At 61.1% G+C, this 15,073-nt stretch carries 12 protein-coding genes; 6 read left to right on the top strand and 6 right to left on the bottom strand.

What is annotated here, in order from left to right:
- Nucleotides 1-896: 896 nt before the first annotated feature.
- The gene (locus tag K1567_RS26455; protein WP_099311725.1) at nucleotides 897-1,934 is read left to right on the top strand and encodes an IS110 family transposase; all 1,038 of its coding nucleotides are present in this window, start codon (nucleotides 897-899) and stop codon (nucleotides 1,932-1,934) included.
- Nucleotides 1,935-2,784: 850 nt separating this feature from the next.
- On the opposite strand, the gene K1567_RS26460 is transcribed toward K1567_RS26455, so the two are convergent.
- Nucleotides 2,785-3,990, bottom strand: a complete 1,206-nt coding sequence (locus K1567_RS26460; protein WP_034111044.1) for a DUF1835 domain-containing protein — start codon at nucleotides 3,988-3,990, stop codon at nucleotides 2,785-2,787.
- A 181-nt stretch (nucleotides 3,991-4,171) separates the two neighbouring features.
- Complete coding sequence (locus tag K1567_RS26465) at nucleotides 4,172-5,251, bottom strand: aldo/keto reductase (RefSeq protein ID WP_034111042.1); 1,080 nt, start codon at nucleotides 5,249-5,251, stop codon at nucleotides 4,172-4,174.
- 232 nt (nucleotides 5,252-5,483) lie between these two features.
- On the opposite strand from K1567_RS26465, the gene K1567_RS26470 reads away from it, so the two are divergent.
- The 4 genes from K1567_RS26470 to K1567_RS26485 all read left to right on the top strand — a co-directional run bounded on the left by K1567_RS26470 (nucleotide 5,484) and on the right by K1567_RS26485 (nucleotide 8,918).
- The gene (locus K1567_RS26470; protein ID WP_034111040.1) at nucleotides 5,484-6,116 is read left to right on the top strand and encodes a glutathione S-transferase family protein; all 633 of its coding nucleotides are present in this window, start codon (nucleotides 5,484-5,486) and stop codon (nucleotides 6,114-6,116) included.
- A 9-nt stretch (nucleotides 6,117-6,125) separates the two neighbouring features.
- Nucleotides 6,126-7,046 (top strand): LysR family transcriptional regulator, encoded by a 921-nt coding sequence (locus K1567_RS26475; protein WP_220699000.1) that lies wholly within the window; start codon nucleotides 6,126-6,128, stop codon nucleotides 7,044-7,046.
- Nucleotides 7,046-7,912 carry a LysR substrate-binding domain-containing protein gene (locus K1567_RS26480; RefSeq protein ID WP_034111037.1) on the top strand — a complete coding sequence of 289 codons (867 nt, stop codon included), beginning with the start codon at nucleotides 7,046-7,048 and terminating at the stop codon, nucleotides 7,910-7,912. The genes K1567_RS26475 and K1567_RS26480 overlap by 1 nt, the downstream gene beginning before the upstream one ends.
- Nucleotides 7,913-7,991: 79 nt before the next feature.
- Nucleotides 7,992-8,918, top strand: coding sequence for a pyridoxamine 5'-phosphate oxidase family protein (locus K1567_RS26485; protein WP_220699001.1), 927 nt, complete (start codon nucleotides 7,992-7,994; stop codon nucleotides 8,916-8,918).
- 32 nt (nucleotides 8,919-8,950) lie between these two features.
- Here K1567_RS26485 and K1567_RS26490 read toward each other — a convergent pair whose 3' ends face one another.
- The 4 genes from K1567_RS26490 to K1567_RS26505 form a co-directional block, all read right to left on the bottom strand.
- Nucleotides 8,951-9,730 carry a helix-turn-helix transcriptional regulator gene (locus K1567_RS26490; protein WP_034098983.1) on the bottom strand — a complete coding sequence of 260 codons (780 nt, stop codon included), beginning with the start codon at nucleotides 9,728-9,730 and terminating at the stop codon, nucleotides 8,951-8,953.
- A gap of 366 nt (nucleotides 9,731-10,096) precedes the next feature.
- Nucleotides 10,097-11,617 carry a glycosyltransferase family 39 protein gene (locus K1567_RS26495; protein WP_169903406.1) on the bottom strand — a complete coding sequence of 507 codons (1,521 nt, stop codon included), beginning with the start codon at nucleotides 11,615-11,617 and terminating at the stop codon, nucleotides 10,097-10,099.
- Nucleotides 11,617-13,272: a lipid IV(A) 4-amino-4-deoxy-L-arabinosyltransferase gene (arnT, locus tag K1567_RS26500; RefSeq protein WP_169868523.1), complete on the bottom strand. Its 1,656-nt coding sequence runs from the start codon at nucleotides 13,270-13,272 to the stop codon at nucleotides 11,617-11,619. The genes K1567_RS26495 and arnT overlap by 1 nt, the downstream gene beginning before the upstream one ends.
- 183 nt (nucleotides 13,273-13,455) lie before the next feature.
- Nucleotides 13,456-14,169 (bottom strand): histidine phosphatase family protein, encoded by a 714-nt coding sequence (locus K1567_RS26505; RefSeq protein ID WP_220699002.1) that lies wholly within the window; start codon nucleotides 14,167-14,169, stop codon nucleotides 13,456-13,458.
- Between the two features lie 235 nt (nucleotides 14,170-14,404).
- Here K1567_RS26505 and K1567_RS26510 point away from each other — a divergent pair, with 235 nt between their 5' ends.
- Entirely contained in the window at nucleotides 14,405-15,073 is a 669-nt protein-coding gene (locus K1567_RS26510; RefSeq protein WP_034098980.1) for an ABC transporter ATP-binding protein, read from the top strand.

Here is a 15,073-nt window from a genome sequence, read left to right on the forward strand (position 1 = left end):
CAGAGACTGTGGTTTTATCGGGCATACCGAGGGGCTTGGTTTTGGGGCCGCTTCGCGCCCAGCGCGGGGCAAGCCCGCTCACCACAGAAAACTCATTTTCTCGGGTTTTTTTCACCGCAGATGTGTAGATATCTAAGCAAATCATAAAGGCTGAGATATAGCGCTGTGGTGAGCAGGCTTGCCCTGCGCTGGGCTGCGAAGCAGCCCCACTTCATACACTGTGTTTTTATCTGGCACACCGAGGCGCTTGGTTTGGGGGCCGCTTCGCAGCCCAGCGCGGGGCAAGCCCGCTCACCACAGAAAGCTCATTTTCTCGGGTTTTGTTTTCGCCGCAGATGTGTAGATATCTAAGCCAATCATAAAGGCTGGCTCATCACGCTGTGCTGAGCAGGCTTGCCCCGCGCTGGGCTGCGGAGCAGCCCCACTCCAGACACTGTGTTTTTATTTGGCACACCGAGGGGCTTGGTTTGGGGGCCGCTTCGCGCGCCAGCGCGGGGCAAGCCCGCTCGCCACAGAAAACTCATTTTCTCGGGTTTTTTTCACTGCAGATGTGTAGATATCTAAGCAAATCATAAAGGCTGAGATATAGCGCTGTGGTGAGCAGGCTTGCCCTGCGCTGGGCTGCGAAGCAGCCCCACTTCATACACTGTGTTTTTATCTGGCACACCGAGGCGCTTGGTTTGGGGGCCGCTTCGCGCCCCAGCGCGGGGCAAGCCCGCTCACCACAGAAACCTCATTTTCTTGGGTTTTGTTTTCACTGCAGATGTGTAGATATCTAAGCCAATCATAAAGGCTGGCTCATAACGCTGTGGTAATGGAATGGACGCCCCCTTCCTAACGGCATCTATGTGCCAAAGTTAAAGTGTTACCCACACTTAGCGGAAGGGAGCGTCCTCATGCAGCTTACGACTGTTTCGGTTGACTTGGCAAAAACCGTGTTTCAACTTCACGCGATCGATCAACAAGGAAAAACAGCACTAAGGAAGCGGCTTAAACGTGAGCAGGTTGTCCCTTTTTTTGCCAACCTGGAGCCCTGCCTAGTGGGCATGGAGGCATGTGGCGGAGCCCACTATTGGGCAAGAAAACTGCAGGCACTTGGTCATACGGTCAAGTTAATGGCTCCGCAATTTGTGAAGCCCTACGTGAAGTCGAACAAAAACGATGTAGCTGACGCAGAAGCGATCTGTGAAGCCGTTACTCGGCCCAACATGCGCTTTGTGCCGATCAAGACGGTAGAGCAGCAAGCTATTTTGGCGGTGCATTGCGCACGGCAAGGGTTTGTAAAGGCCAGAACGGCACAAGCTAATTCGATTCGTGGGCTCCTTGGAGAATTTGGCGTGGTCTTGCCTCAGGGCATTCGACATATCGTCGAGCGTTTGCCGGATATTTTGGAAGATCATGAAAACGCTCTTCCTGGATCGTTACGCCAACTGATGCAGCGCTTGATGGAGCATTTCAAAGAGCTGGATCGACAGGTCGTCGAGTTGGAACGAGAGATTCAACAATGGCATCGCAGCAATGAAGGCAGCTGCCGCCTGGCAGAAATCCCAGGCGTTGGCCCGCTCACTGCAACCGCGCTAGTGGCGTCAGTGGGTGACGCGAAAAACTTCAGTAACGGTCGGCAAATGGCGGCATGGTTGGGGTTAGTGCCGCGACAACACTCCAGCGGAGGCAAGCCCACGTTGTTGGGGATCAGTAAACGGGGCGATGGTTATTTACGCACCTTGCTGATTCACGGCGCACGCTCGATGGTTCGAGTGGTGGAGAGCAAGACAGATCCTTCGGCGGATTGGCTGAAGGGGTTATTGGCTCGTCGTCACACCAACGTTGCTGTCGTTGCCCAGGCTAATAAAACGGCCCGGATAGCCTGGGCATTATTGGCCCATGGCACCAAGTTCCGACCCGACTACACCCCCGACGTAACGGTGGCGTAGCCGGCCCGGTGGAATGAAAAAGTGATGCGTTAGAAGGAGTACTTCCAAGGTTGCTCAGGCGATCATGACGTGATGGCAAGACAGGTAGGACCGGGATCGGGTAACTCTGCCCTGCTCACAGCGCTTCGAGCGCGTTGTAGTGATAAGAGCCCGATCAGCGAATTCCATCAGGGACAGAGGCACCGCCTCACTTAAAGTCCGGATGTATGGCTGCAACCTTATCCCGTCTGTGTTTTCACGAATTGAGTGCTTGGCATACTGGGGGCGTCCATGTATGAGCGGGCTTGCCCCTCGCTGGGCTGCGAAGCAGCCCCACTCCAGACACTGTGTTTTTATCGGGCACACCGAGGGGCTTGGTTTGGGGGCCGCTTCGCAGCCCAGCGCGGGGCAAGCCCGCTCACCACAGAAACCTCATTTTCTTGGGTTTTGTTTTCACTGCAGATGTGTAGATATCTAAGCAAATCATAAAGGCTGAGATATAGCGCTGTGGTGAGCAGGCTTGCCCTGCGCTGGGCTGCAAAGCAGCCCCACTCCAGAGACTGTGTTTTTATCGGGCACACCGAGGTGCTTGGTTTGGGGGCTGCTTCGCGGCCCAGCGCGGGGCAAGCCCGCTCATCACAGAAAGCTCATTTTCTCGGGTTTTGTTTTCGCCGCAGATGTGTAGATATCTAAGCCAATCATAAAGGCTGGCTCATCACGCTGTGGTGAGCAGGCTTGCCCTGCGCTGGGCTGCGAAGCAGCCCCACTCCAGACACTGTGTTTTTATCGGGCACACCGAGGGGCTTGGTTTGGGGGCCGCTTCGCGGCCCAGCGCGGGGCAAGCCCGCTCACCACAAAAAAACCTATTTTCTTAGGTCTTCCAGACTGGCCGCAGCGCGTGGTCAATCACCCAGTGCGGCTCGCCGGGGCGGATGCAAGTGCCGCCGACCCAGCGTTCGTGTGAGGCGTGGTCGAGCCAATAGGCTTGGCCGCTGAGCACCTGATGGCCCAGGGGCGTCAGCGTCAGCACGCGACGGGGCCATTCCAGTTGTGTTGCGCTTTCGGTAAGTAACGGTTGCGCGCCATCGATGAGCGGGCGGAGCAGCGCATGGAACATCATGTCGCCCAGAAACGGCAGTGGTTCGCGCTTGGCCATCAGTTCGGCGAATACACGCCCGAAGGGCATGGGCCCGGTGTCGGCGAGGCTGGTCAAGGCCAGGCGCTCGGTCAGCGACAGGCCGTCCTGGGCGCCAGGCAATTCTTGCAACTGACGCAACAAGGCCGGGCCCAGCAAGGGCAGGGCGGGGTGATGGGCGTGTGCCAGTTGCGCCAGTTTGAGCGGTGACGGATCGCAATAGGCCGACCAGGCCTGTTTGGCCAGCTGCACCGCGTCGTCACCGATCAAGCGCCGCTGTGGCCACAGCCAGGCGAGCACGTCCGGGGCCAGTTGGCCGATGCCGATAAAGCGTTCGACGCCTGGAATCTGCGCCACTTCAATCAACTCCAATTGGCGCGGAGCACGGTCCAGGCCGGCCAGGACACGGATCAGGAACAGCTGGTCATACGCGTCCGCTTCGCACCACAACACACTCGGCGTGTCGTCGGCCAGCGCCTGCAATTGCTGGTATTCATCGTCGACCCGGCGCGCCACGGTGGCCAAGTCCAGGGCGAAGGCCTGGCTGATAAAGGCGCTGCGTAGAGCGCGAAACGCCTCGGCGGGCAGGTCGCGTACCGGGCCCATGCACAGCGGGTCGGTGAGCATGCGGAACTGGCCCTGGAACCCGGCCAGTTGCAAGGTGTGGGCGATGTCGCTGCCGCAGCGCCAATGGGTGGTGCGGGCTTCATCACTGGCGTGGAAATCGGGATGGCGCGCGGCAAAGTCGAGGGCGTCGACATGGGCCTTGAGCTTGGGCCAACTGCTGAACCCCAACTGCTTGGCGATCTGCCATTGGGCCTGGGACAAGGTTGCACCGGGGTCTTGGGCTTTGAGATGCGGCAGCAATTCCTTGGCGCGCTTGCGCTGCTGCTCAAGGTTGAGGCGACCATCGGTGGTGGAGGTGACGGGACGTGGCGACATACGAGCTCCTGGGCTTACCTTTTTCCGCTGTCAGGTGGGGAGTCGTAGCAATCGGATGGGTGTTGCGGTGTCCTGGGCGCAGCCCTTTCCGCGGAAGGTGGCGTGGATCGCGCCAGGCCGCAAATATAGGCAGCATGGCAGGCGATTGCAAGGCGGCCCTCACGCAGAGGGCCGCCTTGCCTTACTTGTCCTGGCGCGCGTCCAGGGTCTTGCGGTGTTCGGCCAAGAACGGCTGTTCGGCCGGATCAAAGCGATCGATCCCGGCAGTGAAGCGGTGCCAGTACGGGTATAACGGCTGGCGCCGTGTCACGGCTTCGATGCGGGAGGATTGCGCCTCGGTGAGCTTCAACTCGGTGGCCGCCAGGTTATCGCGCAGGTGTTCCTCGGTGCGCGCGCCGACGATCAACGAGGTGATGCCCGGACGATCCTTGAGCCACGCCAGGCACGTACGCGCCACCGAGACGCCGTGCTCGTCGCCTACCGCGGCGAGGGTTTCGATGATGTCCAGCGCGCGCTCATGATCATGCACGTAGGGTTCCGGCCAGTCGCTGCCCTGGCGGGTATTGGCCGGCGGCTTTTGCCCTCGGCGGGTGGAGCCGGTCAACAGACCTTCGCCCATCGGTCCCCACACCAGGGTGCCAACGTGCTGATCGAGGGCCAGCGGCAGTAATTCGTACTCGGCCTCGCGGGATTCCGGTGTGTAGTAGATCTGTTGCGTGATGGGTTTGAGCATGCCGTGCAACTCGGCTTTGCCCAGGGTTTTCATCATTTGCCAGGCCGTGAAATTGCTGGTGCCGAAATAGCGGATCTTGCCCGAACCCACCAACAAGCGCAGGGCTTCGAGGGTTTCCTCGATGGGCGTCATACCGTCCCAGTTGTGCAGCTGATACAGGTCGATATGGTCGGTGCCCAGGCGCTTCAAACTGGCTTCACAGGCTCGGATCAAGTGATAGCGCGACGAGCCGGAGTTGTTCGGGTTGTTGTTGTCCACCGGGCTGCGCCCTTTGGTGGCCAGCAGGATGTCGTTGCGCTTGTCGCCAAGCGCCTTGCCGACCACTTCCTCGGCCAAGCCATGGGAATAGAGGTCGGCGGTGTCGACCATGTTTACCCCGGCGTCGAACGCGATGTCGAACATGCGCCTGGCCTGGGGCACGTCGACGCTGCCGCATTTCTCAAACTCGGCGCGGCCGCCAAACGGTACGGTGCCCAGGATGATTTCGGATACCAGCAGACCCGAATGGCCCAGTTGTCGATACTGCATGTCGCCTCCTGCTAAACGTTGAACGTGAAGTTCTGAGCCATGCAGTTGGCGATAGTTTGAATTTTTTCCATGAAACCTCGATGCGCCTGCTGCACCTGGCTGCCGGATATATGTGGATGGGCATTGTTTCGCCAGATGAAATGCTCGATTGTGAACCGTGGTGATTCCATCGGTGGCAGCAGCGCTGGAAGATGGTCAGCGCTGCCTACCCACTACTTTTTTGGAGCCTGTCATGTCTCAGCCTGCGATCAAACTCTACGGTTTTCCGTTGTCCGGCCACTCCCATCGAGTCGAGCTGATGTTGTCGCTGTTGGGGCTGCCCAGTGAATTTATCCTGGTCGACCTCAAGCAAGGCGCGCATAAAAGCGCGGCGTTTCTGGCCAATATCAACAGTTTCGGTCAGGTGCCGGCCATCGATGACGGCGGCGTGGTGCTGGCCGATTCCAATGCGATCCTGGTGTACCTGGCGAGCCGATACGGTAACGGCCAATGGCTGCCGAGTGACCCGGTGGGGCAGGCGCGGGTCCAGCGCTGGCTGTCGGCCGCCGCCGGGCCGCTGCACGCAGGGCCTGCCACCGCGCGGCTGGCGGTGGTGTTTGGCGCCGATGTGGATGCGCCGTTGGCCATCAGCCGGGCTCATGGGTTGTTGAGCCTGTTGGAGCAGCAACTGAGTCAGACATCGTTTTTGGTGGGCGAGCAGCCGAGCATTGCCGATGTGGCGTTCTACAGTTACGTGGCTCACGCGCCGGAAGGCAATGTGTCGTTGGCCGACTACCCTCAGGTACGCGCCTGGTTGGGGCGCATCGAAGCCCTGCCGGGTTTTGTCGGTATGCCGCGCACAGCCGTCGGTTTGCAATCGAGCTAGGGAGCGTCAATGGACCGATTTCATGAAATGCAGGTTTTTCTGGCGGTGGCCGAGGAGCAGGGCTTCGCTGCGGCAGCACGGCGGTTAAATACGTCGCCCCCCAGCGTGACCCGTGCCATCGCCGCGATGGAACAACGCCTCGGCACACAGCTGCTGGCGCGCACCACCCGCAGCCTGCACCTGACTGAAGCCGGCCAGCGTTATTTGGAAGATTGCCGACGCATCCTCGCCGAGTTGGACGAGGCCGAGGAGGCGGCGGCGGGCAGTTACGCCAGCCCCTGGGGCCACCTGACGGTGACCGCCCCGGTGCTGTTCGGCGAGCTGTATGTGGCGCCGCTGTTGGGCGAATACCTCGACCGATTCCCCCAGGTGACGATCAGCGCGCTGCTGGTCGATCGTGTGGTGAACATGGCCGATGAAGGTGTCGACGTGGCCGTGCGTATCGGCCATCTGCATGAGCCGGGGCAGCGGGCGCTAAAAGTCGGCGAAGTGCGCCGCGTGGTGTGTGCTGCGCCGGGCTATCTGGAGCGGCATGGCCGGCCCGAACATCCCGGGCAGTTGCGCGAGGCTACGATTGCCACCTCGTCCGCCAGCCAAGTGGTCAGCGAATGGCAATTCGTCGACGGCGGTCGCTCGCTGACGGTGCCGATTACTCCACGCCTGGTGGTCTCGGCGAATAACGCGGCGATCCATCTGGCGCGCCTAGGCTGGGGGATGACGCGGGTGCTGTCGTATCAGGTCGCGGCGGCGGTCGCGGCTGGTGAGCTGGAGATTGTACTGGACGCCTTCGAGCCGCCGCCGCTGCCGATCCAGGTGGTGTTCCACAACCGTGGGCGCGTGCCGGCCAGGGTCAACACCTTTGTCGACTTTCTCAGCCAGCGCCTGAGCCAGGATGCTGCGCTGAACCCGTCCGACCGGCACTCGCTTTGATGGAGCGTTATCGCGATATGCAGTTGTTCGCCGCGCTGGCTGGGCAACCGAGCCTGGCGTCGGCGGCGCGCGCTGCACGGGTGTCCGGCCCGACCTTGGTGCGCGCCATTGCCCGTTTGGAGGCGCGCCTGCGCGTGGCGTTGTTGCAGCGCAGCACCCGCGGCGTCAGCCTCACCACTGCCGGCGCTGCCTACCTAGCCGATTGCGTACGGTTGCTGGCCGCCGTCGACGCCGCCGAAGCCTCGGCCAAGGGCTTGCAGATGCAGGTTCAGGGCAGCCTGCGGGTGTGTTTGCCGTTACTGTTCAGCCGCTACGTGATGGCGCCGGTATTGGCCGACTATTTGGCGCACTACCGCGACATGCGCTTGCTGGTGCGCTATCAGGACCCTCACCCTAACCTGTACGAGGAGGGGCTGGATGTGGCGATCCTGGTGGGCGAATTGCCCAACTCAGCGCTGATCGCGCGTCCTTTGGGCCAGGTGCGACCCATTCTGTGCGCAAGCCCCGATTACCTGGCTGCCCACGGTGAACCCACCCACCCCGATGAACTCAAGCAGCATCGCTTGATCGCCAGCCCCGCCTCTTATGATCCGTTCCGCACCCGCGCGCGTCTGGCCTGTTCCACGGTGCAAGGCGCGATCAATGCCGCCGTACAGGGCGCAGGGTTGTTGCACTGCCTCAGTTATCCGGTGCATGAGCATTTGCTCAGCGGCGCCCTGCGCCGTGTGCTGCCGGACTTCGACGGACCACCGCTGCCGGTGCAGGTGGTGTACCGCGAGGGCAGGCAGGCGCCGATGCGCGTGCGCAGTTTTGTCGAACACTGTGTGAGCGCGCTGCGCGGGCATCCGGCATTTCAGTTGGCGTAACAGTGGATTGCCGGAGGTGGTGATTCCCCCGTCGCGTATCGGGGCGCAGCATTCGCCTATCCCTAATGGAGGTGACCCTATGAACCCGATCGAACAGTCCCCTTGGCATGCCGGCGAGCGGCAGATGCAGCACAGCGCCGGCGTTGCCGAGCGCATGGCGATGGTCGGGCCCAAGGTGATTCGCGACCACTTGCCCGAACAGCACCGGGATTTCTACCCCTTGCTGCCGTACCTGGTGCTGGGCGCGGTGGATGCGCAAGGCCTTCCCTGGGCGACCCTGGTGGAAGGTGCGCCGGGCTTTGTGCATTCGCCCGACCCGCAGCGCTTGCAGATCGACAGCCTGCCCTCGGCGGGCGATCCGGCCCGTGCGGGGCTGCATCAGGGCGCGTCGGTGGGCGTACTCGGCATCGACCTCAATACCCGTCGTCGCAATCGCATGAACGGCCGCATCGGTGCCCTTGACCACGAAGGATTGTCGGTGGACGTGGTGCACACCTTCGGTAATTGCCCCAAGTACATCCAATTGCGCCCGGTCGAAGGCGTCGCCCGCAAACCGGGCAGTGCGGTTGAGCGTTATGATCACTTGGACGCCGCCGCGCAGCACCTGATTCGCAGCGCCGACACCTTCTTCGTCGCCAGTTACGTCGACACCGACAGCGAGCGCGCGGTGGATGTTTCCCACCGGGGCGGCAATACCGGTTTCGTGCGCGTCGACGGCAACGTGCTGACCATCCCCGACTACGCCGGCAACCTGTTCTTCAACACTTTGGGCAACCTGGCGGCCAACCCGGTGGCAGGGCTGTTGTTTATCGATTTCGACACGGGGGATGTGTTGCAGCTTGTCGGGCGCACCACGCTGATCCTGGACGGGCCGCAAGTGGCGCTGTTCGAAGGCGCCCAGCGCGTGTGGACAGTGACCGTGGAGCACATGGTTCGGCGCCCGGCGGCATTGGCCTTGCGCTGGCGGTTTGCGGAATTTTCGCCGTTCAGTATGGCGATGCGGTGATCGCTCACCCCATTAGTCCAGTGCAGACTGCGTCAACGCTTACCGTATCCAGACTCACCGGCGCCTATCATCCACTTGGCCAGACCATGCCGGCCGCTCATGCCCAGCTTGGCGCCGGCGCGTTTGAGGTAGGTTTCGATCGTGCTGTTCTTCACACTGAGTTTTTCCGCCAACTGCGGCACGGTACTGCCGGTCAGCAGGCCCAGGCACACCTCCTGCTCGCGCGCCGATAGGCTGATGTTCTCTAGAGACAAGCGCCGGTAGAACGCCTGCTGCAGCTGCGATTGTTCCGGCAGCGCGTGATCGGTTTTGCGCGGCGCCTGACGCAGCAGTTGGGCGTGGTGTTCGAGCAACGGTAGAAGGGTATCCGACAGGCACTTGAGGAATGACAACTGCGTCAGGGAAAACCCGTGTTCGGTGTAGGGCCGGAACAGCGAGATCACCCAGCGTTGGTTGCCGTGGCGCGATACCAGATGGCACTGGTGCAGGTTATTGATTCTGGGGTTCAGCTGGATCAGCAGCGGGTCCTGCATGTCGAGCATGGCTCGCACCAAGGGGTGGTCCTTCGCCGAGGGCAGGCGTGGCGGCCGTGCCTGCGGGTGGCCGGCGCTGCCCAGCCGTGTGATATCGAGGACGCGCTCGGGCAATTCGTCAAACGCCCATTGGCTGAGATCGACCCACTGGGTAGGCACCCATCGGTTTACCAGATGCAGCAGATGGTCGGCGAAATGGGCGTGCCCGCTGTGGGTTATCACCTCGCCCAGTTGCGCATAAAAGTGTGGGCTCTGAGGGGCGTAGGGCTGGGCATCCATGGCCCGTTGATCGTCGAGGTCGAGCACCGTTAATGGTCGCCCGGGGAGTTTGCTTGAAACATAAGGGCCTAATCCTACTTATCCAGCTGAAACGAGGTACACAACGTGCCATAAAAACCACGTCATTAATTCGACGCTTCTAAGGGGTGTTTCCGGATAGGGTTTAGTAGGTCAGGTTTTTATATTTATTTAAGTATTTGAAATATATACAAAAAATTTTAAAGAAAAGATTCCTTTGTTCACGTTGTCCTCGCCAATTACTAGCCAATTTCCTACAGGGCTTTAATCGTTTCAGCATTCAAGCATCAAAAGCGCCGATCCATTCGTTTGGATATCAGGGACAGTAGATCAGCTCGACCGTCCACCTCAGGGCGGGCGAGGAATGAACGCCCTGCTGCCGTCCTCGCGCACCTGAAACAGCCGTTCGCCGTTATCCGGTTGTGTCGTGATGATCTGATGGTCTGCGGCGAGGTAAGCCAGCGGCATCGGGTCGTCCTTGGAGAACGCTGTGACGATAATCGTGCGCTGTGGGTCGAAGTGCCGGCCGCTGGTGGTGTCCAGCCACGCCATGAACGCGGCGCTGTCGCCTTGACGCGGGAAGTTTTGGGCCTGGCTGACGTAGTAGAACGCGTTGCCTTGGTTTTGCAGGTACAGGGGCACCTTGTTGTCGACTTCCAACATGACCATCTGCCATTGATCCCACGGCGCGGTTTTGACCGCCTCGGTGCGTACATCCTCGGCAAAGCGGGTGACGCCGCCATTGCCGTTGCTCCAGGGGTAGGCCACGCCAAGCACACCGAGCATCACCACGGCGGCGATGGCGAAACCCTTGCGCCAGCGCGTCCCACTGGCCGGCGTTTTCGCCAGGCGTTCGCTCAACCACCAAGCGGCCAACAGCTGGGCGAATGGCACCAGCGGCAGCACGTAGTAACTGCGTCGGCTGCCGCTGGCGGTGAAAAACACAAATAACAGACCCAAGCCCCAAACCAGCCAGCGCACATTGGCAGGCGTATGGCGCCAGTGCCGCACGGCCAGCCACAGACCCAGCAGCCAGCACGGCGTCCAGGGCAGGGTGTAGGCGGGCAGGTAGATCAGGTAGGTGTAGATCGGCCCCATGTGGTCGAAGGGATCGAAGAAGCGCACCACGTTTTCCCGGAACACCAATGCTAGGCCGCTCTCGCCGTAAGTCGCTGCGCCGTAGAGGTGAGATAACACGAACGGCACCGCATATGCCGCGCCGCCAATCAGTGCGGCCAGTAACAAGCGCAGGTTGAGGTGCTGCCTGTAGCGCTGCTTGCTGAGCAGGTGCGGCAGCAACACCAGGCCTGGCAGCACCACGCCGATCAAGCCTTTGAACAGCGACGTCGCTGCCAGCAGCAGGCAGAACACGGTGTAACGTCCCAACCGTGTGTCGTCCGGCCCACGCCAGTACCACCATACGGCGGCGAGGACGCCGCACAGAGTCAGCACATCCGCCGTGGCCACCCGCGCCCAGAACAGGAAGTAGAACGTGGTGGCGAGCATCCAGCCCGCGATCAGACCGGTGCCTTTGCGGAACAGGCGCTCGCCGAGCAGGTAGATCAGCCACACGCTCAACCACGCGGCGATGACCGAGGGTAAGCGCAGCGACCACGGGCCCAGGCCGCCCATCAGGTGCGCCATGCCGGTGATCATCCAGTAGGAGGGCAGGGGTTTGTCGTAATACGGCGCGCCTTTGAGGTACGGGTCGAAGTAATCGCCGCTCTGCAACATCTGCAAGGCAATGTTCGCCCAGCGAGTTTCCGGCCCCCATAGGTCACGCGCGCCGAGCCCGCACAACAGCAACAGGGCACAGACGCCGAGCAGTAACAGCAAGGCGCCGCGTTCGCTGCGAGGAAAAAACGGCATCAGGGCACCTGCGGGTACAGGGTCAGTTCCAGATAGCCTTTGTTATAGCGTTTACCACCCAGCGGCAGTTGCCCAGCCTCGGCCATTTCGCTGGTGCTGCCGACCCGCAGCAGCACGCCGACCGGGCCGTGACGGCGGGCCTCTTTGAGCCAGTCCTGAACCTGCGCCACGCCCACCTTACGCTGCGCGGCATCGGGGTATTGCAGGCCGTAACGCAATTCGCCCTCGGTGTTGTACAACGTCACGTCAGGGCGTTGCAGGCGCCAGGCGAGGGCGCTGGCGCTTTCCAGTTGGTTGCTCAGCAAGGCGCTGGTTTGCTGCAGTTCGCCCAGGTGTTCTTGCACGAATTGGTCGGGCATTTCATTGTCGGTGATCAGCGCCGGCATGCCGGCGGGCAGCAGTACCACCAGCAGGCCGATGCCCAGGGTCGGCATGGCCCACAGCGTCAACGGGCGGAAGGCTTGCAGCAGGTTGGTCAGAATCCACACCAACAGCACGATAAAGGTCAGGGACAGGCTGAACATCTCGGCATGGCTATTGCCGTATAGCGGTCGGGCGATTTGCAGGTAAATCAGGCCGATCATCGCCGCCATGCCAATGGCGAAATTAAGCAGGCCGTTAAGGCAGATCGACCGGGCTTTGCCTTGGCTGATCAGGTCGGTCAAGGTGTGCCCCATGAGCAGGGCGAGCGGCAGCAGGCACGGCATGATATAGGTCGGCAGCTTGCCGTTGCTGAGGCTGAAAAATCCCAGCGGCAGCAGTAGCCACAGGGCCAGGAAGCGAATGGGGGCCTGGTTTTTTTCCTGCCAGGTCTTGCGCAGGGTGTTGGGTAACAGCCCCGCCCAGGGCAGGCACGCCACAGCCATGATCGGCAGGAAAAACCACCACGGCCGCACATGCTGCGCATCCGCGGCGCTGAAGCGGCGAATATGTTCGTTCCAGAAAAAGAAGCGCCAGAAATCCGGTTCCTGCACATGAATCGCCCACACCCACGGCAGGCACACCAGCGCCGCCACCAGTACCGCCAGTGGGCCGTAGCGCAGTAATTCCCCCAGGCGCCGTTGCCAGAGCATATAGGGCACGGCGATCAACACCGGCAGCGTCCAGGCCAGAAAGCCCTTGGTCATAAAGCCCATGGCGCAGGCAAGCCCCACGATGGCCCAGGCGCTCAGTCGGCCAGGCAGTGTTTGACTGTCGAGGGCAAACCACAACGCGACCAGACTCAGGTTGACCCACAGCGTGAAAAGCGGGTCGAGGTTGGAATACCCGGCTTGGCCGGCGATCAAGCCGAAGCTCAGGTAGAGCAGGGCACAGGCGAAGCTTTTGCGCGGGTCATTCCACAGGCGGCGGGCGAGCAGATAGGCCAGCAACACACTCAGGCCGCTGGTCAGGGCCGAGGCGATGCGCACGCCGAACAGGTTCTGGCCAAACACGGCTTGGCCCAGGGCGATCAGCCAATAGCCTCCGGCGGGTTTTTCGAAATAGCGCATGCCCATAAAGTGCGGTGCCACCCAGTTGCCGCTGAGCAGCATTTGCTGGCTGACCTGGGCGTAGCGGGTTTCATCCGGCGTCCACAAACCGTGCAGGCCCAAGGGCAGCAGATAAAACCCTGCGAAGGCCAATAACAGCAGGTGCAACGGTTTTATGCGGGGCATGGCAACGTCGCTCCTTGACGTTTTATGGAGACCGTTTGAACTAATAAAGTCATAGCGGAAGAACCAAAGCGTTCACTAAGTGGCGAGAAAGAGTCATGGCGTCCTGATTTAAAGACGCAATTCAACATGCCAGAACAGGGCTGTCTTTTTGCTGAACACGCTGTGGCGGTCGTTGTACTGTGCTTAAAGTTGCTTGAGGGCAGCGGGCCAATCGGGGTTATTAACAATGCCCAGGGTTTTGAACTTACCGTTGGGCAGAACTTGCACGAACAGTGCACTGCCGTACTCGGGAAACCGCGCACGGGGGTAGCCCAGATGGGTTTCAAAGTCGGCGATGCAGCCGCTGTGCGTGACGAACACCAGGTTGCGCCCGGGCTGTTTATGGCTGAGCAATTCCTCGCCCATGGCCGCGCCGCAGACGGCTTGCTGGCTGGCGGTGACATCGGTCTTGTCGAACATGAAGCGGGAGGTCTGGGCGGTGCGAATGGTCGGGCTGGCGAGCACGTCGCTGCCTTCCATGCCCAAGGATTTAAAGGCTTTGCCGAGTTGTTCGGCGCGTTGGCTGCCTTCAATCGTCAGGCCTTCGACGGGGCCCAGGCACGGGTTGCTCGAACGGTCGCAACGCTCTTCGTGGCGCACCAGCACAATCAGATCGCCATCGCGCCAGAGCGGCAACACCGATGAACTCAGCAGGCGATTGCCGACTCCCAAGTCCCGTGGCGATAAGGGCCAGTTCATGAAAGCAGTCACCAGCAAGGCAACTACCGTAATGCCCAGCCAGAGCGCTGACAAGCGCTTGAGAAAGTATCGGCGTGCGCGTGGTTTGGTCAGGGTCAGGTCAACCACTTCATTCACCTTGGGCGCTGTCGCCAGCGTTTTATTTATTGGGCGCGACATGTTGGCGAGTGCCTTGAGTGGAGCCAGAAGCTGTCACAGAGCGGCTGTCTTTTCGCTGAACATGGAGCGTTTAAAAGTTGCCAGGCGTAGCAACTAACAAGTTGCCGACGGATGACGCTTGGCCGGCAATTTAAAGAGTGACGGGTGGCCGTCCGGTGAAATCCATGTGAAAAATTTGCGTGGGCTCGGACCGCAGCCGTTATCCTCGATGGCCACCCATCAAACGAGTGCTCCCATGTTGCAGGTGCAAGGCGTGTTTAAAAGCTATGTCACTCCTCAGGGCCCGTTGACGGTGCTGGCCGGTGTCGATCTGCACCTGGCCGCACGCAGCAGCTTGGCGTTGATGGGGGAGTCGGGCAGCGGCAAGAGCACGCTGTTGCATCTGGTGGCCGGGTTGGATCGAGTCGATAGTGGCCGTATCCAGATCGGCGAACAGCGCCTGGACCGGATGAGCGAGGCGCAACTGGCGCACTGGCGGCGTACGGACATCGGCCTGGTGTTTCAGCAATTCAACCTGATCGGCAGTTTGCGCGTGGCCGACAACCTGGCATTCCAGGCGCGGCTGGCGGGGCGTTTCGATGCCCATTGGCAGGCGCAATTGATCGAGCGCCTGGGCCTGGGGGATTTGCTGACGCGTTACCCGGAGCAACTCTCGGGCGGCCAGCAGCAGCGGGTCGCGGTGGGGCGTGCGTTGGCTTCGCGTCCGCGGCTGTTGTTGGCCGATGAGCCCACCGGCAACCTCGACGAAGCCACCAGCGACGAGGTGCTGCAACTGATGCTCGACCTGTTGCGCGACAGCCCCACCAGCCTGTTGATGGTCACCCACAGCCCACGCCTCGCTGCACGACTGGATCGCCAGGTAGTGCTGCATCGCGGCCAGGTCGTAGCGGCGGGAGCAGTCTGA

This window comes from Pseudomonas sp. S5F11, from assembly GCF_019641515.1.
GTDB classification, from domain to species: Bacteria; Pseudomonadota; Gammaproteobacteria; order Pseudomonadales; family Pseudomonadaceae; genus Aquipseudomonas; species Aquipseudomonas rhodesiae.

Bases quoted from the DNA above. Each gene is read 5' to 3' on its own strand.
- K1567_RS26455 (WP_099311725.1), top strand. From the start codon at position 897: ATGCAGCTTACGACTGTTTCGGTTGACTTGGCAAAAACCGTGTTTCAA.
- K1567_RS26460 (WP_034111044.1), bottom strand. From the start codon at position 3,990: ATGTCGCCACGTCCCGTCACCTCCACCACCGATGGTCGCCTCAACCTT.
- K1567_RS26465 (WP_034111042.1), bottom strand. From the start codon at position 5,251: ATGCAGTATCGACAACTGGGCCATTCGGGTCTGCTGGTATCCGAAATC.
- K1567_RS26470 (WP_034111040.1), top strand. From the start codon at position 5,484: ATGTCTCAGCCTGCGATCAAACTCTACGGTTTTCCGTTGTCCGGCCAC.
- K1567_RS26475 (WP_220699000.1), top strand. From the start codon at position 6,126: ATGGACCGATTTCATGAAATGCAGGTTTTTCTGGCGGTGGCCGAGGAG.
- K1567_RS26480 (WP_034111037.1), top strand. From the start codon at position 7,046: ATGGAGCGTTATCGCGATATGCAGTTGTTCGCCGCGCTGGCTGGGCAA.
- K1567_RS26485 (WP_220699001.1), top strand. From the start codon at position 7,992: ATGAACCCGATCGAACAGTCCCCTTGGCATGCCGGCGAGCGGCAGATG.
- K1567_RS26490 (WP_034098983.1), bottom strand. From the start codon at position 9,730: ATGGATGCCCAGCCCTACGCCCCTCAGAGCCCACACTTTTATGCGCAA.
- K1567_RS26495 (WP_169903406.1), bottom strand. From the start codon at position 11,617: ATGCCGTTTTTTCCTCGCAGCGAACGCGGCGCCTTGCTGTTACTGCTC.
- arnT (WP_169868523.1), bottom strand. From the start codon at position 13,272: ATGCCCCGCATAAAACCGTTGCACCTGCTGTTATTGGCCTTCGCAGGG.
- K1567_RS26505 (WP_220699002.1), bottom strand. From the start codon at position 14,169: ATGTCGCGCCCAATAAATAAAACGCTGGCGACAGCGCCCAAGGTGAAT.
- K1567_RS26510 (WP_034098980.1), top strand. From the start codon at position 14,405: ATGTTGCAGGTGCAAGGCGTGTTTAAAAGCTATGTCACTCCTCAGGGC.